The following is a 21,544-nucleotide window of genomic DNA, read 5'->3' as shown; positions in this document are numbered from 1 at the left end:
CCGTGAACCTTTGAATCCAGATCGTTACTTGAGGTTTTCTTGAGCTTCTATTACTGGGCTCACATTTTTCCTGGCCGACACCCGGGGCTGCTGCCCCGAAACAGCCGTGTCACACTCATCCCATGCGCGTGTACATCGGCTCCGACCATGCGGGCTTCGAACTCAAGAACCACCTCGTCGACTGGCTGAAGGTGGCCGGTCACGACGCGGTCGACTGCGGCCCCCACATCTACGACGCCCAGGACGACTACCCGCCGTTCTGCCTCCGCGCCGCCGAGCGCACGGCCGCCGACGCCGGCTCCCTCGGCATCGTGATCGGCGGCTCCGGCAACGGTGAGCAGATCGCCGCGAACAAGGTGAAGGGCGTCCGGGCGGCGCTCGCCTGGAGCGTGGAGACCGCGTCGCTGGGCCGTCAGCACAACGACGCCAACGTCGTCGCGGTGGGCGGGCGCATGCACACGGAGGAGGAGGCGACGAAGTTCGTCGAGACCTTCCTCAACACCCCGTTCTCCGGCGACGAACGCCACCAGCGCCGCATCGACATGCTGGCCGACTACGAGACCACGGGCGACCTCCCCCCGATCCCGCCCCACCACCCGCAGCAGTAGCAACCCAGCCCCTCCGGCGGCAAATCCAGCCCCTCCGGCGTTTGAGGAGCGGGGGCCCGGGGGCGGAGCCCCCGAAGGACGGGACGGGTAGGGGCGGCGGGGGCGAGAAAACCGCCCCCGGGCAGCGCCCCCGCCCGCGGACGAACAAGGAGCCACCGTGCCTGAGGGGCACACCATCCACCGCCTGGCCCAGGACTACGGCGCCGCATTCCTGCGCACCGAACCCCGGGTCACCAGCCCCCAGGGCAAGTTCTCCGACGCCGCCGCCCTCCTCGACGGCTCCCCCCTCACCCACACGGAAGCCCACGGAAAGCACCTCTTCCTGGGCTTCCGCACCACCGACTGGATCCACATCCACCTCGGCCTCTTCGGCAAGGTCACCTTCGGCGGCGCCCCCGCGCCCCCGCCCACCGACACGGTCCGCCTCCGCCTCGCGAACAGCACGGCGTACGTCGACCTCCGCGGCCCCACGACCTGCGCCCTGATCACCCCCGCTGAGAAGCAGTCGGTGCACGACCGCCTGGGCCCCGACCCCCTCCGGGCCGACGTCGACGCCGACCCGCAGACCGCGTACCGACGGATCTCCGGCAGCCGTACGACGATCGCCGCCCTCCTGATGGACCAGAAGGTCATCGCGGGCGTGGGCAACGTCTACCGGGCGGAGGTCCTCTTCCGGCACCGCATCGACCCCTACCGTGCGGGCCGGGACATCACCCCCGCCGAGTGGGACGCGATCTGGGCCGACCTGGTCGGCCTCATGCGCGAGGGCGTCCGCAACAACCGCATCGACACCGTCCGCCCCGAACACATGCCGGAGGCGATGGGCCGCCCGCCCCGCGTGGACGACCACGGCGGCGAGGTCTACGTCTACCGCAGGGCCAATCTGCCGTGCCACATCTGTGGTGGCGAGATCCGCACCGCCGGTCTCGCCGCCCGCAACCTCTTCTGGTGCCCGACCTGCCAGAAGAGGTGAACTCCAGGAACCCGCCGCAGAGCGCCGGGGCCCGTCAGAACCCGTGCGGCAGCCAGGGTGCCACCGCCGACCCGAACCCCACCGCGGCCTGGGCCAGCGCCCCCTGCCGCACCTCCCGCACCAGCCCGGCCGCGGCCAACGAGGCGAGGCTCACGCCACCGAGGTAGGCCGCCCCCAACTCCCGTACGGACAGAGCGAGATCGGCCGAGTCCGTCGTACGCTCGCACGACGCGCCCTTGGTGTCCCCGCTGAGCCGCCAACGCCCGGAGTTCCAGGGGCAGAAGGCGTCCTCGACCTCCAACACCAGGTCCACCGGCGCCTGGTAGGTCCGCGACTGCAGCGCGGCCCCGACGTCCACCAGCCGTACGTGCAGCGCGTCCCGCACCAGCAGTGAGCAGCGCCGGACGTCGGAGACGAGGTACTGCCAGGGCTCGTCAACCGGCCGCCGCTTGACCTCGATCCGCGAGGTGAGGTCGAGGTCGAACAGGAACCGCCACAGCGCGCCGTGCACGGCCGGATCCAGCGCGTCCAGATCGGAGACCACCACCGTGCCCTTGGGCCCGGCCGCCTCCCATTCCGCCTTGACCCGGAAGCGCACGAACCCCACGACCTCCCCGTCCCGCTCCGCGACCACGCACTGCAGCGGCGAGGCGCCGTCCCGCTCGCTCTCCGGGTCGAGCAGCCACAGCCGCTCCCAGCCGGGGACCCGCGCGACCATTCCCGGCCGCCGCGACACGAGCTGGGCGTACACCGCCTCGCACGCGTCGAGCACGTCGGCGGGCGCGGCGTACCGCAGTTGTACGTCGTCGGTGCCGGGCGGCACGGACAGCCGTACGCGGGTCGTGTCGATGTCGGCGTTGAGGTGGTATGTGCCGACGCCGTACCCGAACCGGCCGTAGATCACCGGCTCGGAGGCGGTGAGCACGGCCAGCGGCTCGCCCCAGGCGTGCACGTCGTCCAACTGCCGCCGCATCATCGACGTCAGCACCCCGCGCCGCCGGTGCGTGCCCGCCACGCTCACCATCGTGACGCCCGCGGCCGGCACCGACGCACCGCCCGGCACGGTCAGGCGGAAGCGGAACGCCCCCGCCGTGCCCACCCACCGGTCGCCGTCCCAGGCCCCGATGGACCGGTCGTACGCGGTGAGCTCGCGGAACAGCTCCCGCTCCTCGGCCGACTCCGGAACCCCGCCGAAAGCGCGGATCAGGTTGTCGTACCACTCGTCCCAGTCGTCCTGCCGAAGCACCCGCAAGTCAGTCCCCATGGACCATGCCTACCAGGGCTTTGCGGGACGAGCGAGGGAATTTCGGCTGATCACGCAGCTGAGAATACTGTGAAGTCGAAGCTCGCACGGGGGACAAGTCGTACCTCCTGTGCCAAGCAGGGGGTTCGACGGATAAGGTCCCGAACTAATGGCAGCAGGACGAGAGCGGCGCGCGGAAGCCGAGACGTTCACGGCCCGGTTGAAGATGCAATGGCACCGGGCCCGCACCGGCCTGCGCAGAAGTGCCGTCGACTACTTCCGCGGCGACGGCTCGGACTGGGTCGCGCTGGCCGGTCTGCTCCTCACCGTCCCGCTGATCACCGCCAGCACTTTGATGAACTCCGTGTGGGTTTCACCGGCCGCGCTGGTCCTGCCGATCGTCGCCGGCGGCCTGCTGCTGCGCCCGGCGAGCCTGCTCAGCCTGTACGCGGCGGCGGCGACCGCGCTGATCGTGGAGTCGGTGCGCCTCGGGCCGTACACCGAGGGCGCGGCGCGGGTCACCCCCGGCGTGGTGCTGGTCGTGGCCGCCTGCGGCTTCTTCGGTCTGCTCATCGCCCAGTTCCGCAGCCGGGTCGGGGTGCCCTGGCGGCGCGGCGGCACCATGCTCTTCGACCTCCGTGAACGCATCCGGGTACAGAGCAAGTTGCCCCACCTGCCCCATGGTTGGCACCGCGAGATGGCGTTGCGTCCCGCGGGCGGACAGTCGTTCTCCGGCGACTTCGTGGTCGCGGCGCGGACCAACGGCGGCCGGACCATGGAGGTCGTCCTCACGGACGTGTCCGGCAAGGGCATGGACGCGGCCTCGCGCGCGCTGCTGCTGTCGGGCGCGTTCGGCGGCCTGCTGGGTTCGCTGCCCCCGCACGCCTTCCTGCCCGCCGCGAACGGCTATCTGCTCCGCCAGGACTGGGACGAGGGATTCGCGACCTCGATCCACCTGGTCCTGGACCTGGACTCGGGCGACTACGAGCTCTACTCGGCCGGCCATCCGCCGGGCCTCCAGCTCAGCGCCGGCAGCGGCCGCTGGGAGGAGAAGGCCGCCGAGGGCCCTCTCCTCGGCGTCTACGACGGAGCGCAGTTCGACCCGGTGAAGGGCTCGCTGCGCCCCGGTGACGTCCTGATGCTCTTCACGGACGGTCTGGTGGAGACCTCCGAGCGGGACATAGTGGAGGGCATCGACCGGCTGACGGGCGAGGCCGACCGCTATGTCGCCGGCGGCTTCCACGGCGCGGCCTGGCATCTCATCGAGGCGGTCGCCAAGGACGTCAACGACGACCGGGCGCTGCTGCTGATCTGCCGGGAAGGGCCCACGGCCGCGGCGATGCCCCGCTGACCGACGGCACGTCACACCCGCCCGCCCGTGGGAGGGGCTGCACCTCCCGCCGACCGCCGAAGCGAGCACCATGCGGCCCGCTCGCGGCCGACCCGCCGACGCTGTGAGGCGGCACACTGAACGCGTGACGCACACCCCCGAGTTGACCCTGGCCGAAGTGGAGACCCTCGCCCGCGCCGCGCACGAGGGCCAGACCGACAAGGCGGGACGGCCCTACGCCGAACACCTGCGGGCCGTCGCCGAGGGCGTACGCGCGCGGGGCGGCGACGACGAGCAGATCGCCGCGGCCTGGCTGCACGACTCCGTCGAGGACGACGCCCTCTCCGAGCACTGGCTCGATCAGGCCGCGCTGAGCCGCCGTACCAAGGACATCGTGCTCGCGGTCACCAAACGGGCCGGAGAGCCGCCCGAGGCGTACGCCGGGCGCATCCTCGCCACCCCGGGCGCCCTGCTGGTGAAGGAGGCGGACCTGGCGCACAACGCGGACCCGGCGCGCCTGGCGGTCCTGGACGAGGCGACGCGGAAACGGCTGACCGAGAAGTACGCGACGATGCGCGCGCTTCTCGGTCGGGTTGAGCCGTCGCTCTAGGCGTCGACCGTCTCGCGAGGGGCGGTCTTGCGGGGCGCTTCCCGTCCCCGCACCGCCTCGGCCGCGTCCCGCCTGAACGCCCAGTTCATGTCGGGCTCCATCACGAACCGGAAGACCCGGCGCACGGGCGAGGTGCACAGCAGGGTGACGGCGACCGCGGCGAGGGCGCTCACGAAGATCTCGCCCAGCGGCCGGTGCAGCCACGCCTGGTCGAACCAGCCCGCGAAACCGGCGCCCTTGATCAGGAAGCCGTGCAGCAGATAGCCGTACAGCGTGCCCGCGCCGAGCGCGGTGAACCACATGCGCCGGCCCGGCACCCAGGCGAAGAAGCAGGCCGTCAGCAGCAGCGAGGCGCCGAACATGGCCAGCACCATGACCGGTCCCGTCCACCAGGGCGCGCCCATGTCCTGGACGGCGTCGCGGTGGTAGAACCACGCGGTGTTCATGCGCGGCACCGCCCACCAGCCGACGGCGAGGGCCGCCACGAACACCGGCACCGCCACGATCCGCACCGAGCGCCGGCGCACCATCCGGAAGTGCTCGGGCTTCATGACCAGACCCAGCACGAAGTAGGGCAGGAACTGGAGCACCCGCTGCAGGTCCAGGTCGTCGCCGATGCCCGGGGTCACGGACGCCAGCATCGCGATGCCGAGCGCGAGCGGCAGCGGCCACCGCACCAGGTTCCAGATCGGCGTGGTGAGCCGCCAGATGAACAGCGCCACCAGGAACCAGGTCAGGAACCACGGGTCCAGGAGACTGATCTCCATGCCCGGGTCGTGGTCGGCGTAGCGCTTGAAGAGGGAGTACGCCGTCTCGAAGACGATGTACGGCACGGCGACGCCGGTGATCAGCCGTTTCAGCCGGTCCGGACGCATGTCGAAACTGCGCGAGAAGAAGCCGGAGATGATGATGAACGCCGGCATGTGGAACGAGTACACGACCGTGTACACGCCCTCCAGGATCCGGCTGTCGCCCTTGACCGGCTCCCAGGAGTGCGCGACCGCCACCAGGACGATCGCCAGGTACTTGGCGTTGTCGAAGAAGGCGTCGCGCTGCCGGCCGGGCGGCGGATTCTGAGGCGAGCGTGGACGGGGGACTGCGTCGGCGGCGGCTGGAAACATCTGAGGCACCTTAGTGCGGGCTGTGTGTTTCCGTGAAAACAGCTGTGTTGTTGCTGGTTGTTCGCTTCCAAGTAGGTTTCGGTACGCCTGCATTGTCGTGATTAGTCCGCCGGAACCGTTCCATTTCGACACCCCTGGCACATCTGTGCCGACGATTCGAATTGTCTGCGAACGGGATGTGCGGACGCGGTGGGCGCATACCGAAAGGAACCGGCCAGGTGAGGCGGGGCAGGTATGGGCATGGCCAAACGTTGCCTCACCCGCCGCATATGCGGGCCGCGTTGGTGGCACGATGGTTCTGGCGGGGGTCGCGGGGTCGCGTCCCCGGGCCGGGAGAGCGGGACCGACCAAGGGTGTGATCAGTTGTGGCCATTTCGCTGTCAGTGGTGCTGCTGTTGGGGATCATCCTGGTGGTGTTGATGCGGGGAGGGTCCATCAAGGCCGGCCCCGCCATAGTCGCGGTGCTCTTCGGCTTCTTCCTCGCCTCGACCGGCATGGCCGACGACATCCAACGCTTCCTGAACTCGATAGCGGACACCATCAACTCGATCCAGTTCTAGCCCCGGATCACCGGACGAACACGACAAAGACCTCCGGCCCGACCCCCTCGGGGAACCGGGCCGGAGGCCTGTTCGGAGCGGGCGAGGGGAATCCCCCCGCTCGGCACCTCGGCTGATCGTGCACTGGACGCCGACCGCCGCACGCCGCCCGGACAAGCATTGCCGTCACTCGGCGGACGGCCCGGAGCCGGCCCGACGCCTCACCTGTACAGCCAGGACCAGCGCCGTCGTGACCGCCAGTACAAGGATCAGCGTGTCAGCAGCCATGACGATGGCGAAGGGTGCGCCGACCATGTGCGGCACCTTGGCGACGATCATGCCAAGACCGATGAGCAGGGGCATCCATATCGCGTAGAAGCGCATGCCCTGGCGGGAGCGTGTTCCTTTGCGCACATGTGCCCGCTCCCACCAGCGGCAGCCGAAGCTGAGAAGAACCAGCAAGCAGCCCATCACGACGACGGACCAGTCCATGAACCCGAGCATCGACACTCCTCGTCGGCATGGATCTGCGTGGAGCCCCCGGAAACGAGTCAGGGCCAGGTGGAGAATCGAACCTCTGACCTGGCCCCGCGTCGTATGGAGCGGGCGACGGGAATCGAACCCGCGTAGCTAGTTTGGAAGACTAGGGCTCTACCATTGAGCTACGCCCGCACAGCACGCGCCGTGGATCACTGCCCGGCGGCACGGAAGCATCGTAGCGGGTCGTGCCGCCCCGCCGCACATTCCTTCCCCCGCCAACCCCCTGCGCGGGCGCACTCCGTCCCGGCGCTCGTGAAATGCGGCAACCCCGCTGCCTGCGGGCATGTACCCTACGTGACGCACCAGACGGGGTGTGGCGCAGCTTGGTAGCGCGTCCGCTTTGGGAGCGGAAGGCCGTGGGTTCAAATCCCGCCACCCCGACCACCTGCGCGATCTCTCGCGGACCGGCTGCGCGATCACCTCGCGCGACCGGGTTCGTGATCGCCTTTGGGGCGTGTCGCCGCTGCCGTTACTATGCAAGCTGCACGCCCGTGTGCCTCATCCACTGGATCTCCACTGGACGACCCCCGGGCGGCTAATCCGCCGGAGCCGTTCTGGCGCCGGCAGAAACCAAGAAGTCAGCCCCCAAGGAGACCGAACCGTGAAGAGCGCCGTGGAGACCCTGAACCCGACTCGGGTTCGGCTCAGCATCGAGGTGCCCTTCGAGGAGCTCAAGGACAGCCTCGACGCGGCGTACAAGAAGATCAACCAGCAGGTCACGGTGAAGGGCTTCCGCAAGGGCAAGATCCCGGCCCGCGTCATCGACCAGCGGTTCGGCCGCGGTGCGGTGCTGGAGGAGGCGGTCAACGACGCGCTTCCCAAGTTCTACACCGAGGCGGTCAACGAGGCCGAGATCGACGTCCTCGGCCAGCCCGAGGTCGACATCACCGAGCTGAAGGACGGCGAGACGCTGAACTTCACCGCCGAGGTCGACGTCCGCCCGGCCATCGAGATCCCGGACTACTCCGGCATCGAGGTCGAGGTCGACTCCGTCGAGGTCACCGACGAGGACATCGCGAAGTCGGTCGAGCAGCTCCGCGAGCGCTTCGCCTCGACCTCCCCGGTCGAGCGTGCCGCCGAGGACGGCGACGTCGTCACCATCGACCTGGAGGCCAAGGTCGAGGGCGAGGTCCTGGAGGACGGCGTCGCCAGCGGCGTCTCCTACACGATCGGCTCCGGCGAGCTCCTCGAAGGCATCGACGACGCCGTGAAGGGCCTGGAGGCCGGTGGCGAGGCCACCTTCGCGTCCGAGCTCAAGGGCGGCTCGGCGGCCGGCAAGGAGGCCGAGGTCACCGTCAAGGTCACCCAGGTCGCCGCCCGTGAACTGCCCGAGCTGGACGACGAGTTCGCGCAGCTCGCCTCCGAGTTCGACACCCTCGAGGAGCTGCGGGCCGACAGCCGCAAGCGCCTTGAGAACATGAAGCAGTACGACCAGGCCACGCAGGCCCAGGAGCGCGTCCTGGAGAAGCTGCTGGAGCTCGTCGAGGTGCCCGTCCCCGAGAAGCTGCTCGAGGAAGAGATCAACACCCGCAAGCACAACCTGGAGCACCACCAGCTCGGCCAGATGGGCCTCGACTTCGAGAAGTACCTGGAAATCCAGGGCAAGACCGAGGAGGAGTTCGTCGCCGAGACCAAGGAAGCCGCGGTCAAGGGCATCAAGACGCAGTTCGTCCTCGACGAGCTCGTCAAGCGGGAGAAGCTGAACGTCAACCAGGAGGAGCTCACCGAGCACCTCATGCGCCGCGCCGCCTCCTCCGGCATGTCCCCGGACCAGTTCGCCCAGGCGGTCGTCGAGGGCGGTCAGGTCCCGCTCCTCGTCGGCGAGGTCGCCCGCGGCAAGGCCCTGGCCGTCGTGGTCGAGGCCGCCACGGTCAAGGACACCAACGGCGAGGTCGTCGACCTGGACGACGACGAGGACGAGACGGCCGAGACCGTCGAGGCCGCCTCCGAGGACGCCCCGGCCGAGGCCGCGGCCGAGGAGAAGACCGAGGGCTGAAGCCCCCGGCGCCTCTGACAGCAGTACGACGGGCCCCCGGGAGTCACTCCCGGGGGCCCGTGCCGTCCGGCCGGCCGGTGACCGGCCCAGGGGACACCGGGGACCGCGCGACCGGCACCCGAGGGCCCGTGACCGTCCGGCTGCCCGGGGCCCCCGGCGCTACGCCCCCGGCGAACAGCCACGTATCCGGGATTCTCCGAAGGGACCAGCGCGTTAGGGTCCATGAACAAGAGGGCGATTGGAGTCCTCCAATGGCTCCAGCCCCGCAGGGAACACGCAGGGAAACGTGAGACGGCCCGGCGCCGTCGTAAGACGAGCAGGTGGATACGTGACGAATCTGATGCCCTCCGCCGCCGGCGAGCCCTCCATCGGTGGTGGCCTCGGCGACCAGGTCTACAACCGGCTGCTCAACGAGCGGATCATCTTCCTCGGCCAGCCGGTCGACGATGACATCGCAAACAAGATCACCGCGCAGTTGCTGCTCCTTGCCGCGGCCGATCCCGACAAGGACATCAACCTCTACATCAACAGCCCGGGCGGTTCGATCACGGCCGGTATGGCGATCTACGACACCATGCAGTTCATCAAGAACGACGTGATGACCATCGCGATGGGTCTGGCCGCCTCCATGGGGCAGTTCCTGCTCAGCGCGGGCACCCCCGGAAAGCGCTTCGCGCTGCCGAACGCCGAGATCCTGATCCACCAGCCCTCCGCCGGTCTCGCGGGTTCCGCGTCGGACATCAAGATCCACGCCGAGCGGCTGCTGCACACCAAGAAGCGCATGGCCGAACTCACGTCCCAGCACACGGGCCAGACGGTCGAGCAGGTCACCCGTGACTCGGACCGCGACCGCTGGTTCGACCCCGCGGAGGCCAAGGCGTACGGCCTCATCGACGACGTGATCAGCACGGCTGCCGGCATCCCGGGCGGCGGCGGCACCGGGGCCTGACCGCCCCACGGGGCCGGAACGGCCCCAGGAAGCCCCCAGTCGACCGCCACAGCCCCTAGGAGACAGACAGTGAACGACTTCCCCGGCAGCGGCCTGTACGACCGCACACGCGCCGAGTACGCGGGACCCGTCGCCGAGTCCCGCTACGTGATCCCCCGCTTCGTCGAGCGCACCTCGCAGGGCGTCCGCGAGTACGACCCGTACGCGAAGCTCTTCGAGGAGCGCGTGATCTTCCTCGGCGTGCAGATCGACGACGCCTCCGCCAACGACGTCATGGCGCAGCTGCTGTGCCTGGAGTCGATGGACCCCGACCGGGACATCTCGGTCTACATCAACAGCCCCGGTGGCTCCTTCACGGCGCTCACTGCGATTTACGACACCATGCAGTTCGTGAAGCCCGACGTCCAGACGGTCTGCATGGGCCAGGCCGCCTCGGCCGCCGCCATCCTGCTGGCCGCCGGCACACCGGGCAAGCGCATGGCGCTCCCGAACGCCCGGGTGCTGATCCACCAGCCCTACAGCGAGACCGGCCGCGGACAGGTCTCCGACCTGGAGATCGCCGCCAACGAGATCCTCCGGATGCGCGCCCAGCTGGAAGACCTGCTGGCCAAGCACTCCACGACGCCGATCGAGAAGATCCGCGAGGACATCGAGCGCGACAAGATCCTCACGGCCGACGACGCCCTGGCGTACGGCCTGATCGACCAGATCATCTCCACCCGGAAGATGAACAACGCCACCGTCCGCTGACGCGGAGCCGTAGGATATGCCGCCCCTTGGCACAGTGCACGTCGAAGTGAACCCTGCCAAGGGGGGCCCGAACGGGGGGCCCGGCAAGGTACCGTCGGACATAAGGCAGCACCAGGAGCCGCTGGACCTAGGCGTCTCCCAGGCGAAGGGGAAGCACACCGTGGCACGCATCGGTGACGGCGGCGATCTGCTCAAGTGCTCGTTCTGCGGCAAGAGCCAGAAGCAGGTCAAGAAGCTCATCGCAGGGCCTGGTGTGTACATCTGCGACGAGTGCATCGATCTCTGCAACGAGATCATCGAGGAAGAACTCGCGGAGACGAGCGAGGTGCGCTGGGAGGAACTCCCCAAGCCCCGCGAGATCTACGAGTTCCTCGAGGGCTATGTCGTGGGCCAGGAATCGGCCAAGAAGGCCCTCTCCGTGGCGGTGTACAACCACTACAAGCGGGTCCAGGCCGGTGAGAACAGTGGCGGCAGCAGCCGTGACGACGCGATCGAGTTGGCGAAGTCCAACATCCTCCTGCTGGGCCCCACGGGCTCCGGCAAGACGCTCCTCGCGCAGACCCTCGCCCGCATGCTGAACGTCCCGTTCGCGATCGCCGACGCGACGGCGCTCACCGAGGCGGGGTACGTCGGCGAGGACGTCGAGAACATCCTGCTGAAGCTCATCCAGGCGGCGGACTACGACGTCAAGAAGGCCGAGACCGGGATCATCTACATCGATGAGATCGACAAGGTCGCGCGGAAGAGTGAAAACCCCTCCATCACGCGGGACGTGAGCGGCGAGGGCGTGCAGCAGGCACTGCTCAAGATCCTCGAGGGCACCACCGCCTCGGTCCCGCCGCAGGGCGGACGCAAGCACCCGCACCAGGAGTTCATCCAGATCGACACGACGAACGTCCTGTTCATCGTGGGCGGTGCCTTCGCGGGCCTGGAGAAGCTCATCGAGTCCCGGGCGGGTGCCAAGGGCATCGGCTTCGGCGCGACGATCCGCTCCAAGCTCGAGCTGCAGTCCAAGGACCAGTTCGAGGCCGTCATGCCGGAGGACCTGGTCAAGTTCGGCATGATCCCCGAGTTCATCGGGCGTCTCCCCGTCATCACCTCGGTGCACAACCTCGACCGCGAGGCGCTCCTCCAGATCCTCATCGAGCCGCGCAACGCGCTGGTGAAGCAGTACCAGCGCCTCTTCGAACTCGACGGCGTGGAGCTGGACTTCGAGCGCGAGGCGCTGGAAGCCATCGCAGACCAGGCCATCCTCCGCCAGACCGGTGCGCGAGGCCTGCGCGCCATCATGGAAGAGGTCCTGCAGGGCGTCATGTACGAGATCCCGTCCCGCAAGGACGTGGCCCGCGTCGTCATCACGGCGGACGTCGTCCACTCCAACGTCAACCCGACCCTCATCCCGCGGGACGCCCGCGGACGCGGCCCGGGCGAGCAGAAGACGGCGTAACCCACCGCACATGCCGAAGGGGCCCCGGTCAATCGACCGGGGCCCCTTCGTGGTTGAGCCGTGGGCCGGTGTCCGTCAGGACGCGACACGCACGTCGTTGCGGACCTTGGCCGTCAGTTCGGCCGCTTCCGTCATCGTGGTGCTCTTGCCTTCGGTCAGGGCGGCCATGTCGTACGCGAACACGTAGGTGACCGTGCTGTGGTCACCCCAGATGCACACGGGCATCGAGATGGTCTGACCGGACTCGGTGGTCTTGATCTCCTGGCACTTCATGACGCCGTTGTCGAAGCCCGTGGGGGTGAACTCCTTGGGGCTGCCCACGAACGAGCCCGAGCCGGAGTCCTTCGAGGAGCCCTTCTTGGCCTGGGCGAACATCGAGTCGACGACCTTCTCCGGGTCGTCGATCGTGCCGTACACGCCCGCGAACATCAGGGACTTCGTGCTGAGGCCGGTGCCCGAGGAGTAGGTCGCGCTGACGTCCTTGGCGTCCTTGACGCCCCACGACTCGGCGTCCTTGACGTCGCTCTCGCTCAGCGCACCGAGCCCGGCGTCGCTGCCCTTCTTGTAGTCCCCACCGAGGATCGTCGCCGGGGCCGCCAGCTTGTGCGCCCCGTCGTCCGCGACGTCCGAACCGCCGCCGCCCCCGCCCCCGCCGATCACCAGGTACGCGCCGACCGCGATCGCGGCCACGACCGCCACCGCGCCGAGGATGATGCCGATCTTCTTCCCGCTGCCGCCACCGGGCGCCGGGGGCTGCGGGACGCCGTAGGGGGCCTGGCCGTAGGACGGCTGCTGCCCGTACGGGGCTTGCTGTCCGTACGGGGCCTGCTGGCCGTAGGGAGCCTGCGGCTGACCGTACGGCGGGGTCTGCGGCGGGACGCCGCCCTGCTGCGGGTAGCCGTAGCCGGGCTGCTCCTGGGGCTGGCCCTGAGGGGCCTGCGGGGGCTGCTGCGGGTAGCCGTAGCCGGGCTGGGGGGCCTGCGGCGGCTGGCCGTAGGGGCCCGGCTGGCCGTACGGCCCGGGCTGTTGCGGCTGCCCGGGCTGTTGAGGCTGCCCGTACGGGCCCGGCTGGTTGTGACTCATCTCTGGGTTCCCCTCCAGATGCTTATGTGTTCCTGACATCCTGGCTCAGGCGCAGGCGGCACACGGCGTCGGGGTCCCCACCGTTACAGAACAAACGCGTTTCGGGGCAGGCCCACGACACCCCTAAACTGACCCCGTGACCGAGAACGCTCAGCAGCAGCCCACAGCGCCCAGCACCGAACTGCCGACCCAGTACACGCCGGCCGAGGTAGAGGGGACGCTGTACGAGCGCTGGGTGGAGCGCGGTTACTTCACCGCCGACGCGAAGAGCGACAAGCCTCCGTACACCATCGTCATCCCGCCGCCTAACGTCACCGGCAGCCTGCACCTCGGGCACGCTTTTCAGCACACCCTCATGGACGCCCTGACGCGCCGCAAGCGCATGCAGGGCTACGAGTCGCTGTGGCTGCCGGGCATGGACCACGCCGGTATCGCGACCCAGAACAAGGTCGAGCAGCAGCTCGCCGAGGAGGGCAAGTCCCGACACGACCTGGGGCGCGAGGAGTTCGTCGAGCGCGTCTGGCAGTGGAAGGAGGAGTACGGCGGCCGGATCCTCGGCCAGATGCGACGCCTCGGTGACGGTGTCGACTGGAGCCGTGAGCGGTTCACGATGGACGAGGGCCTGTCCAAGGCCGTCCTCACCATCTTCAAGCGGCTCTACGACGACGAGCTGATCTACCGCGCCGAGCGCATCATCAACTGGTGCCCGCGCTGTCTGACGGCCATCTCGGACATCGAGGTGGAATACCAGGAGGACGCGGGCGAGTTGGTCTCCATCCGCTACGGCGAGGGCGAGGACAGCGTCGTCGTCGCGACCACGCGCGCGGAGACGATGCTCGGTGACACGGCGGTCGCCGTCCACCCCGACGACGAGCGCTACAAGCACCTCATCGGCAAGCAGATCAAGCTTCCGCTGACCGACCGCACCATCCCGGTCGTCGCCGACACCCACGTCGACCCCGAGTTCGGTACGGGCGCGGTCAAGGTGACGCCGGCACACGACCCGAACGACTTCGAGATCGGCCGGCGCCACGACCTGCCGTCCCTGACGATCATGGACGAGCACGGCATCATCACCGTCCACGGCCCCTTCCTCGGCCTGGACCGCTTCGAGGCCCGCTCGACCGTCGTCGGCGCCCTCAAGGAGCAGGGCCGCATCGTCGCCGAGAAGCGCCCCTACATGCACTCCGTCGGCCACTGCTCGCGCTGCAAGACCACGGTCGAGCCGCGCCTTTCGATGCAGTGGTGGGTCAAGGTCGGCCCGCTCGCCAAGGCGGCAGGCGACGCGGTCCGTGACGGCCGGGTCAGGATCCACCCCGAGGAGATGTCGAAGCGCTACTTCGACTGGGTCGACAACATGCACGACTGGTGCATCTCGCGCCAGCTGTGGTGGGGCCACCGCATCCCGATCTGGTACGGCCCGGGCGGCGAGGTCGTCTGCGTCGGCCCCGACGAGGAGCCGCCGGCGGGTGAGGGGTGGACCCAGGACCCGGACGTCCTCGACACCTGGTTCTCGTCCGGCCTGTGGCCGTTCTCCACGCTCGGCTGGCCCGAACAGACCGAGGATCTGCGGAAGTTCTATCCGACCGACGTCCTGCTCACCGGCCACGACATCATCTTCTTCTGGGTCGCCCGGATGATGATGTTCGGCCTGTACGCCATGGACGGCGTCGCCCCCTTCCACACCATCGCCCTCACCGGCCTCGTCCGCGACGAGTTCGGCAAGAAGATGTCCAAGTCGAACCCCAACGCGGTCGACCCGCTCGTGTGGATGGACGCGTACGGCTCCGACGCCGTCCGCTTCACCCTCGCCAACGGCGCCAACCCGGGCGCGGACGTGCCGATCGGCGAGGACTGGGTCAAGGCCTCCCGGAACTTCACCAACAAGATCTGGAACGCCACCCGCTTCGCCCTGATGAACGGCGCCACCGTCGAGGGCCCGCTGCCGGACGCCTCGCAGATGTCGGCGACGGACCGCTGGATCCTGTCCCGGCTCAACACCACGGTCGCCCAGGTCGACGCGTACTACGACGACTACCAGTTCGCCAAGCTCGCCGACGCGCTCTACCACTTCGCGTGGGACGAGGTCTTCGACTGGTACGTCGAGCTGTCGAAGACGACGTTCTTCGCGGGCGGCGAGCAGGCGCAGATCTCCGGCCGGGTCCTCGGCGAGGTCCTGGACGTGACGCTGCGCCTCCTCCACCCGGTCATCCCGTTCGTGACGGACGCACTGTGGACCACCCTGACCGGCGGCGAGTCCCTGGTCGTCGGCGAGTGGCCGACGGACAGCGGCTTCCGCGACAAGGACGCCGAGGACGAGATCGCGCTGGTCCAGCGGGTCGTCACCGAGGTGCGCCGGTTCCGCAAGGACCAGGGACTGAAGGACGGCCAGAAGGTCCCCGCCCGTCTGGAACTGGGCGGCACCGCGCTCGCCCCGCACGAGCCGGCCATCCGCCAGCTTCTGCGTCTGCAGCCGGAGGGCGATGCCTTCGCGGCCACGGCGACCCTCCCGGTCGCCGGTGCCACGGTCGCCCTCGACCTCTCCGGCACGATCGACGTCGCCGCCGAGCGCAAGCGCCTCGCGAAGGACCTGGCGGCGGCCGAGAAGGAGAAGGCCCAGGCGAACGCCAAGCTCGGCAACGAGGCGTTCCTCGCGAAGGCCCCGGACAACGTCGTGGACAAGATCCGCGGCCGTCTGGCCAAGGCGGACGAGGACATCGCCCGTATCCAGGCCCAGCTGGAAAACCTGCCCGAGCAGTAGGACACCCAAGGGGCGCGGGGCCGCATCGATGTGCGGCTCCGCCGCGGGGCGCGACCAGCCACAGGCTCCCCGCGCCCGCCGAACGGGACCAGCCACCCCCTTCCTGACACGCAGCCCTAAACTGGCCGTGTGAGTGACAGCGACCCCTTCGACGAGATCATCGCCAACGAGACCGACCGGGACCCCGACCTCGCGGTCATCGAGGCCGGCAGCCGCACCCTGCGCACCCAGGGCGGCCCGCCGGAGGCCGATGTGCCCGGACGCCCCGAGGACCCCGAGGTCGACAAGGCCCTGCGCGAGGTCGAGGCGGAGCTCGCCACCCGCTGGGGCGAGACCAAGCTGGAGCCCTCGGTCAGCAGGATCGCCGCGCTGATGGACGTGCTGGGCGAGCCGCAGCGGTCGTACCCCTCGATCCACATCACGGGGACGAACGGCAAGACCTCCACCGCCCGCATGATCGAGGCCCTCCTCAGTGCCTTCGAGCTGCGTACGGGGCGGTACACCAGCCCCCACGTCCAGTCGATCACCGAGCGCATCAGCCTGGACGGCGCCCCGATCTCCGCCGAGCGGTTCATCGAGACGTACGAGGACATCAAGCCTTACATCGGGATGATCGACGCCCAGCAGCAGTACCGGCTGTCGTTCTTCGAGGTGCTGACCGGGATGGCGTACGCCGCGTTCGCGGACGCTCCCGTCGACGTGGCCGTCGTGGAAGTGGGGATGGGCGGCTCCTGGGACGCCACCAACGTGATCGACGGTGATGTCGCCGTGGTCACCCCCATCGACCTGGACCACACCGACCGGCTCGGTGAGACGCCCGGCGCGATCGCCGTCGAGAAGGCCGGGATCATCAAGCAGGACGCGACCGTGATCCTGGCCCAGCAGCCGGTGGACGCGGCGCAGGTGCTCCTGAAAAAGGCCGTCGAGGTGGACGCCACGGTCGCGCGCGAGGGCCTGGAGTTCGGGATCGTGTCCCGCCAGGTCGCCGTCGGCGGCCAGCTGGTGACCCTGCGCGGTCTCGGCGGCGAGTACGAAGAGGTGTACCTGCCGCTGCACGGCCCCTACCAGGCGCACAACGCGGTTGTGGCGCTCGCCGCCGTGGAGGCGTTCTTCGGCGTCGGCGCCCAGCGTCCGGACCGCCTCGACATCGACACCGTGCGCAAGGCCTTCGCCGCCGTCTCCTCTCCGGGCCGCCTGGAGGTCGTACGGCGCTCCCCGTCCGTCGTCCTGGACGCCGCGCACAATCCGGCGGGCGCGCGCGCCACCGCGGAAGCGGTCGGCGAGGCCTTCGAGTTCAGCCGGCTCATCGGCGTGGTGGGCGCGAGCAGCGACAAGAACGTGCGGGGGCTCCTCGAAGCCTTCGAGCCGATCTTCGCCGAGGTCGTGATCACCCAGAACTCCAGCCACCGCGCGATGGACGCCGACGAACTGGCCGCGATCGCCGTCGAGGTGTTCGGCGAGGACCGCGTCCAGGTCGAACCGCGACTGCCGGACGCCCTGGAGGAGGCGATCACGCTGGCCGAGGAGGACGGCGAGTTCGCGGGCGGCGGAGTGCTCGTCACCGGGTCGGTCATCACGGTCGGCGAGGCCCGGCTGCTGCTCGGAAGGGGCTGAGCCGGTCATGCGTACGCTCTGTGCCTCGACCCTGATCGGCGAGTTCTTCGTCATCGGCTTCGCCGGGCTGGTGGCGATGAAGGACCCCGATCTGGCCGGCTCCACGGTGTGGACGGTCAGCGGTATCGCCATGTTCGCGTGTCTCGCGCTGTGCGGGGTGGTGACCCGGCCCGGCGGCATCGCCCTCGGCTGGGCGCTGCAGATCGCCCTGATCGTCTCCGGCTTCGTCGTGCCGACCATGTTCTTCATGGGGGCGGTCTTCGCAGCCCTGTGGTGGGCCTCCGTGCACTACGGCCGGAAGATCGACGAGGCCAAGGCGAGATTCGCCGCCCAGGCGGACCCCACTACACCTGACGCTGCGTAACGGAGGCGCCGACACGCCCTGTAACCTCGTTCTACCGCACATGTCAGCAGGTAGGAGCCCCTCGTGAGCCAGCGCACCCTCGTCCTCCTCAAGCCCGACGCCGTCCGTCGTGGCCTGACCGGCGAGATCATCAGCCGCATCGAGCGCAAGGCGGGCTGGGCGATCACCGCGCTGGAGCTGCGCACTCTGGACCAGGACACCCTGGAGCAGCACTACGGCGAGCACAAGGGCAAGCCCTTCTACGAGCCGCTGGTGGAGTTCATGGCCTCCGGTCCGGTCGTCGCGCTGATCGTCGAGGGGGAGCGGGTCATCGAGGGCGTGCGCGCGCTGGCCGGCCCGACCGACCCGATCGCCGCCGCGCCCGGGTCCATCCGCGGCGACTTCGGTGTCATCGTCCGCGAGAACCTCATCCACGCGAGCGACTCCGTCGAGTCGGCCGAGCGGGAGATGAAGATCTTCTTCCCGGGCGGGGCGGCCTGACCGGGTTGCGGAGAAGGTTCTTAGGGAGTTTTCGTGGACGTTTCTGATGAGACGTCAGTTCAAACCCTCGCCTGACCTGGGGCGGCCGGATGTTTTCGGCCGTCCCTCGGCATATGCGCGCCGATCGGGGGAACGGGTGCCCCCTATGGACCGTCTCCACAAGCGAGGCGGCGTTTGATCTGCTGACAATGGCGAAGACCCTCGCGCAGTGTTCGGGCAGGCGCGTCTACGATGGAAGCCTTCACGTCACTGCACCCACTTCGCCGACCTGAAAAGCCCTCAAAAGCTCCCAGGGAAGGCCACACGAATCCTGATGGGGAACTCAATGTCGTTCATCGGCCGTGACATGGCTGTCGACCTCGGGACCGCCAACACGCTGGTGTACGTCAGGGGTCGCGGGATCGTACTCAACGAGCCGTCCGTCGTCGCGATCAACACCAACACCGGTGGCATCCTCGCGGTCGGCTCCGAAGCGAAGAAGATGATCGGGCGGACCCCCGGCAACATCGTTGCCGTGCGCCCGCTGAAGGACGGCGTGATCGCCGACTTCGAGATCACCGAGCGGATGCTCCGCTACTTCATTCTGAAGATCCACAAGCGGCGGTATCTCGCGAGGCCGCGCGTCGTCGTGTGTGTCCCCTCGGGCATCACCGGCGTCGAGCGCCGCGCCGTCATCGAGGCGTCGTCCCAGGCCGGCGCCCGCCAGGTGCACATCATCGAGGAGCCCATGGCCGCGGCCATCGGCTCCGGCCTGCCGGTCCACGAGGCCACGGGCAACATGGTGGTGGACATCGGCGGCGGCACCACGGAGGTCGCGGTCATCTCCCTCGGCGGCATCGTCACCGCCCAGTCCATCCGGGTCGCGGGTGACGAGCTGGACAACGCGATCATCCAGCACATCAAGAAGGAGTACTCCCTTCTGCTGGGTGAGCGGACGTCCGAACAGATCAAGATCACGATCGGTTCGGCATACGACCTCGACGCTGACGAACACACCGAAATCCGCGGCCGGGACCTCGTCTCCGGGCTGCCCAAGACCGTCGTCATCTCGGCCGCCGAAGTCCGCAAGGCGATCGAGGAACCCGTCAACGCCATCGTCGACGCCGTCAAGACGACCCTCGACAAGTGCCCGCCGGAACTCTCCGGCGACATCATGGACCGCGGGATCGTCCTCACCGGCGGCGGCGCCCTGCTGCGCGGACTCGACGAGCGGCTGCGCCGGGAGACCGGTATGCCGATCCACATCGCCGAGGACCCGCTGGACAGCGTGGCCCTCGGTGCGGGCAAGTGCGTCGAGGAGTTCGAGGCGCTCCAGCAGGTGCTCGACGCCCAGCCCCGCAGATGACGTAACTCTTCGATTCCGCCGTACGAGATGATCTCCTCTCGTGCGGCGGATCGTTGATATAGAGGCATAGGCTCCGCAGAAGACTCAGTCGCCACAAAGAACTCTGTTGCCACAAAAGACTCTATTGAGGAAGGCACGGCCGCCGTACGTGAGGGACACACGAGAGAGCCGGCTGCTCCTGGTGCTGCTGATCGCCGTCGCATTCGCGCTGATCACAGTCGATATCCGCGGTGGGGAGGACTCACCTGTCGACGGTGCCCGCCAGGGCGCGGCCACCGTGTTCGGCCCGATCGAGGACGGGGTGTCGGCCGCGGTGGACCCGGTCGGCAACGCCGTGTCGGCCATCCGCGACTCCGGCGACCGGCACGACCGGCTCGCCGTGCTGCAGACGGAGAACGCGGCCCTCAAGGCGAGGCTCGGCAGCGACGACCGCAACGCCAGCCGCCTCAAACAGCTCAACAAGATGATCAAGGTCGCCGGTGAGGGCCAGTACGGCATCAAGGGCGCCCAGGTCATCGCCATAGGAGCGGCCCAGGGCTTCTCCTGGACCATCACCATCGATGTCGGCGCCAACGACGGCATCCAGCGCGACATGACCGTCCTCAACGGCGACGGCCTGGTCGGGCGGGTGACGACGGTCGGCCCGAACACCGCCACCGTGCTCCTGGCCAACGACCCCGACTTCACCGTCGGCACCCGCATGGAGGCCACCGACGAACTCGGCTTCGCCTCCGGACAGGGCGACCGCCCGCTGCGCGTCGAACTCCTCAACGGCAAGGCCGACGTGAAGAAGGGCGACCGCCTGGTCACCTTCGGCTCGCAGGCCGACAAGCCCTTCGTCCCCGGCGTCCCGGTCGGCGTGGTCTCCCGCGTCGACCCCTCCGGCGGCGACCTCACCCGCACCCTCTACGTCACGCCGTACGTCAGCTTCACCAAGCTCGACATCGTCGGCGTCGTCGTCGAGGCACCGAAGAAGGACCCGCGCGACACGGTGCTGCCCGCCAAACCGAAGCCGACGCCCACGCCCACGGTGACGGTCACCGTCACCCCGTCCGCGAACGCGCCGGTCGACGGCGAGATCCTGCAACAGCAGTAGGAGCTGTACCTGATGCGCGTCAACCGGATCCTGCTCTCGTCGGCCCTGATCGTCGTCGCCCTGGTACTCCAGGTGAGCGTCCTCGCCCGCCTCCACCTCCCGGGAGCCGTCCCCGACCTGCTGCTCCTCACCGTCCTGGGCCTCGCCCTGGTCTACGGCCATGTCGGCGGCTCCCTCGTCGGCTTCGGCGCCGGTCTGCTCGCCGACCTCGCCCCGCCCGCCGACCACGCCGCCGGCCGTTACGCCCTGGTGCTGTGCGTCATCGGCTACCTCGCCGGCCTCGCCAAACCGGAGAACGGCCGGCTCAAGTCGGCCACCGGCCCCATGGTCGTCGTGGTCGCCGCCGCCGTCGGCACCACCCTGCTGTACGCCGGTGTCGGCGCCCTCGTCGGCGACACCGCCGCCCGCCATGTCGGCCTCCCCAGCCTGCTGTTCACGGCCTCCCTGTACGACCTGCTGCTCGCCCCGTTCGTCGTCCCCGGCATCATGGCGCTCGCCCGCCGCGCCGAGAACGACCCGCTGGCCGACACCGGCTCCGCGGCCAAGTCGGCGGACATCTCCTCCGGTTGGCTCTCCTCGGGCACGGGGCTGAAGATCGGCGGCCAGCGCGGCGGCCTGGGCAGCCTGAAGACCAGGGCACGGACCCGGACGACCCGGGTGGGGCGCATCAAGGGAGTCAAGCGGCTGTGACCCCA

20 protein-coding genes and 2 tRNA genes are annotated in these 21,544 nt (G+C 69.1%); 17 read left to right on the top strand and 5 right to left on the bottom strand.

The features are described 5' to 3' along the window. Positions 1 to 122: 122 nt before the first annotated feature. Both OHT57_RS18360 and OHT57_RS18355 read left to right on the top strand, forming a co-directional pair. Positions 123 to 608 (top strand): ribose-5-phosphate isomerase, encoded by a 486-nt coding sequence (locus tag OHT57_RS18360; RefSeq protein ID WP_328747508.1) that lies wholly within the window; start codon positions 123 to 125, stop codon positions 606 to 608. Between the two features lie 157 nt (positions 609 to 765). Continuing rightward, positions 766 to 1,581, top strand: coding sequence for an Fpg/Nei family DNA glycosylase (locus OHT57_RS18355; protein ID WP_328747507.1), 816 nt, complete (start codon positions 766 to 768; stop codon positions 1,579 to 1,581). A gap of 34 nt (positions 1,582 to 1,615) precedes the next feature. Here the strand turns inward: OHT57_RS18355 and OHT57_RS18350 are convergent, their stop codons facing one another. After that, positions 1,616 to 2,845 (bottom strand): GNAT family N-acetyltransferase, encoded by a 1,230-nt coding sequence (locus tag OHT57_RS18350; RefSeq protein WP_328747506.1) that lies wholly within the window; start codon positions 2,843 to 2,845, stop codon positions 1,616 to 1,618. Between the two features lie 148 nt (positions 2,846 to 2,993). On the opposite strand from OHT57_RS18350, the gene OHT57_RS18345 reads away from it, so the two are divergent. Together OHT57_RS18345 and OHT57_RS18340 are read left to right on the top strand one after the other, a co-directional pair. Next, positions 2,994 to 4,175, top strand: a complete 1,182-nt coding sequence (locus tag OHT57_RS18345) for a PP2C family protein-serine/threonine phosphatase (protein WP_328747505.1) — start codon at positions 2,994 to 2,996, stop codon at positions 4,173 to 4,175. Between the two features lie 124 nt (positions 4,176 to 4,299). Further along, a complete protein-coding gene (locus OHT57_RS18340; RefSeq protein WP_328747503.1) occupies positions 4,300 to 4,764 on the top strand; it encodes an HD domain-containing protein in 465 nt (154 codons plus the stop codon). Here OHT57_RS18340 and OHT57_RS18335 read toward each other — a convergent pair. Continuing rightward, on the bottom strand, positions 4,761 to 5,885 hold the full coding sequence (locus OHT57_RS18335; protein WP_328747501.1) for an acyltransferase family protein: 1,125 nt from the start codon (positions 5,883 to 5,885) through the stop codon (positions 4,761 to 4,763). The two genes, OHT57_RS18340 and OHT57_RS18335, sit on opposite strands and share 4 nt — an antisense overlap. A 365-nt stretch (positions 5,886 to 6,250) precedes the next feature. Between OHT57_RS18335 and OHT57_RS18330 the strand changes: the two genes are divergently transcribed. Next, positions 6,251 to 6,445: a hypothetical protein gene (locus OHT57_RS18330; RefSeq protein ID WP_328747500.1), complete on the top strand. Its 195-nt coding sequence runs from the start codon at positions 6,251 to 6,253 to the stop codon at positions 6,443 to 6,445. 165 nt (positions 6,446 to 6,610) lie between these two features. Here OHT57_RS18330 and OHT57_RS18325 read toward each other — a convergent pair whose 3' ends face one another. Further along, the gene (locus OHT57_RS18325) at positions 6,611 to 6,916 is read right to left on the bottom strand and encodes a hypothetical protein (RefSeq protein WP_328747499.1); all 306 of its coding nucleotides are present in this window, start codon (positions 6,914 to 6,916) and stop codon (positions 6,611 to 6,613) included. Positions 6,917 to 7,022: 106 nt separating this feature from the next. After that, positions 7,023 to 7,096 (bottom strand) — tRNA-Gly (locus OHT57_RS18320). 175 nt (positions 7,097 to 7,271) lie between these two features. Between OHT57_RS18320 and OHT57_RS18315 the strand changes: the two genes are divergently transcribed. The 5 genes from OHT57_RS18315 to clpX all read left to right on the top strand — a co-directional run bounded on the left by OHT57_RS18315 (position 7,272) and on the right by clpX (position 12,106). Further along, positions 7,272 to 7,348 (top strand) — tRNA-Pro (locus OHT57_RS18315). 217 nt (positions 7,349 to 7,565) lie between these two features. Beyond that, positions 7,566 to 8,960, top strand: a complete 1,395-nt coding sequence (gene tig, locus OHT57_RS18310; protein ID WP_328747498.1) for a trigger factor — start codon at positions 7,566 to 7,568, stop codon at positions 8,958 to 8,960. Positions 8,961 to 9,300: 340 nt separating this feature from the next. After that, a complete protein-coding gene (locus tag OHT57_RS18305; RefSeq protein ID WP_328753236.1) occupies positions 9,301 to 9,909 on the top strand; it encodes an ATP-dependent Clp protease proteolytic subunit in 609 nt (202 codons plus the stop codon). Positions 9,910 to 9,978: 69 nt separating this feature from the next. After that, on the top strand, positions 9,979 to 10,659 hold the full coding sequence (locus OHT57_RS18300) for an ATP-dependent Clp protease proteolytic subunit (RefSeq protein ID WP_328747497.1): 681 nt from the start codon (positions 9,979 to 9,981) through the stop codon (positions 10,657 to 10,659). A gap of 160 nt (positions 10,660 to 10,819) precedes the next feature. Beyond that, positions 10,820 to 12,106 (top strand): ATP-dependent Clp protease ATP-binding subunit ClpX, encoded by a 1,287-nt coding sequence (clpX, locus tag OHT57_RS18295; RefSeq protein WP_328747496.1) that lies wholly within the window; start codon positions 10,820 to 10,822, stop codon positions 12,104 to 12,106. A 75-nt stretch (positions 12,107 to 12,181) separates the two neighbouring features. On the opposite strand, the gene OHT57_RS18290 is transcribed toward clpX, so the two are convergent. Continuing rightward, a complete protein-coding gene (locus tag OHT57_RS18290) occupies positions 12,182 to 13,189 on the bottom strand; it encodes a hypothetical protein (RefSeq protein ID WP_328747495.1) in 1,008 nt (335 codons plus the stop codon). Between the two features lie 136 nt (positions 13,190 to 13,325). Between OHT57_RS18290 and OHT57_RS18285 the strand changes: the two genes are divergently transcribed. From OHT57_RS18285 to mreD, 7 genes are all read left to right on the top strand, one after another. After that, positions 13,326 to 15,950, top strand: coding sequence for a valine--tRNA ligase (locus OHT57_RS18285; protein ID WP_328747494.1), 2,625 nt, complete (start codon positions 13,326 to 13,328; stop codon positions 15,948 to 15,950). A 129-nt stretch (positions 15,951 to 16,079) separates the two neighbouring features. Next, positions 16,080 to 17,564, top strand: a complete 1,485-nt coding sequence (gene folC / locus OHT57_RS18280) for a bifunctional tetrahydrofolate synthase/dihydrofolate synthase (RefSeq protein ID WP_328747493.1) — start codon at positions 16,080 to 16,082, stop codon at positions 17,562 to 17,564. Between the two features lie 7 nt (positions 17,565 to 17,571). After that, a complete protein-coding gene (locus OHT57_RS18275) occupies positions 17,572 to 17,928 on the top strand; it encodes a DUF4233 domain-containing protein (protein ID WP_328747492.1) in 357 nt (118 codons plus the stop codon). 63 nt (positions 17,929 to 17,991) lie between these two features. Beyond that, a complete protein-coding gene (gene ndk, locus OHT57_RS18270; RefSeq protein WP_328747491.1) occupies positions 17,992 to 18,408 on the top strand; it encodes a nucleoside-diphosphate kinase in 417 nt (138 codons plus the stop codon). 325 nt (positions 18,409 to 18,733) lie between these two features. Continuing rightward, on the top strand, positions 18,734 to 19,753 hold the full coding sequence (locus OHT57_RS18265) for a rod shape-determining protein (protein ID WP_328747490.1): 1,020 nt from the start codon (positions 18,734 to 18,736) through the stop codon (positions 19,751 to 19,753). A gap of 148 nt (positions 19,754 to 19,901) precedes the next feature. Then, on the top strand, positions 19,902 to 20,849 hold the full coding sequence (gene mreC / locus OHT57_RS18260) for a rod shape-determining protein MreC (protein ID WP_328747489.1): 948 nt from the start codon (positions 19,902 to 19,904) through the stop codon (positions 20,847 to 20,849). Positions 20,850 to 20,861: 12 nt separating this feature from the next. Continuing rightward, a complete protein-coding gene (mreD, locus tag OHT57_RS18255; protein WP_328747488.1) occupies positions 20,862 to 21,539 on the top strand; it encodes a rod shape-determining protein MreD in 678 nt (225 codons plus the stop codon). The last annotated feature ends 5 nt before the right edge of the window (positions 21,540 to 21,544 follow it).

The organism is Streptomyces sp. NBC_00285 (assembly GCF_036174265.1).
Taxonomy (GTDB): Bacteria; Actinomycetota; Actinomycetes; order Streptomycetales; family Streptomycetaceae; genus Streptomyces.
This window is presented reverse-complemented; position numbering and strand designations above follow the sequence as displayed.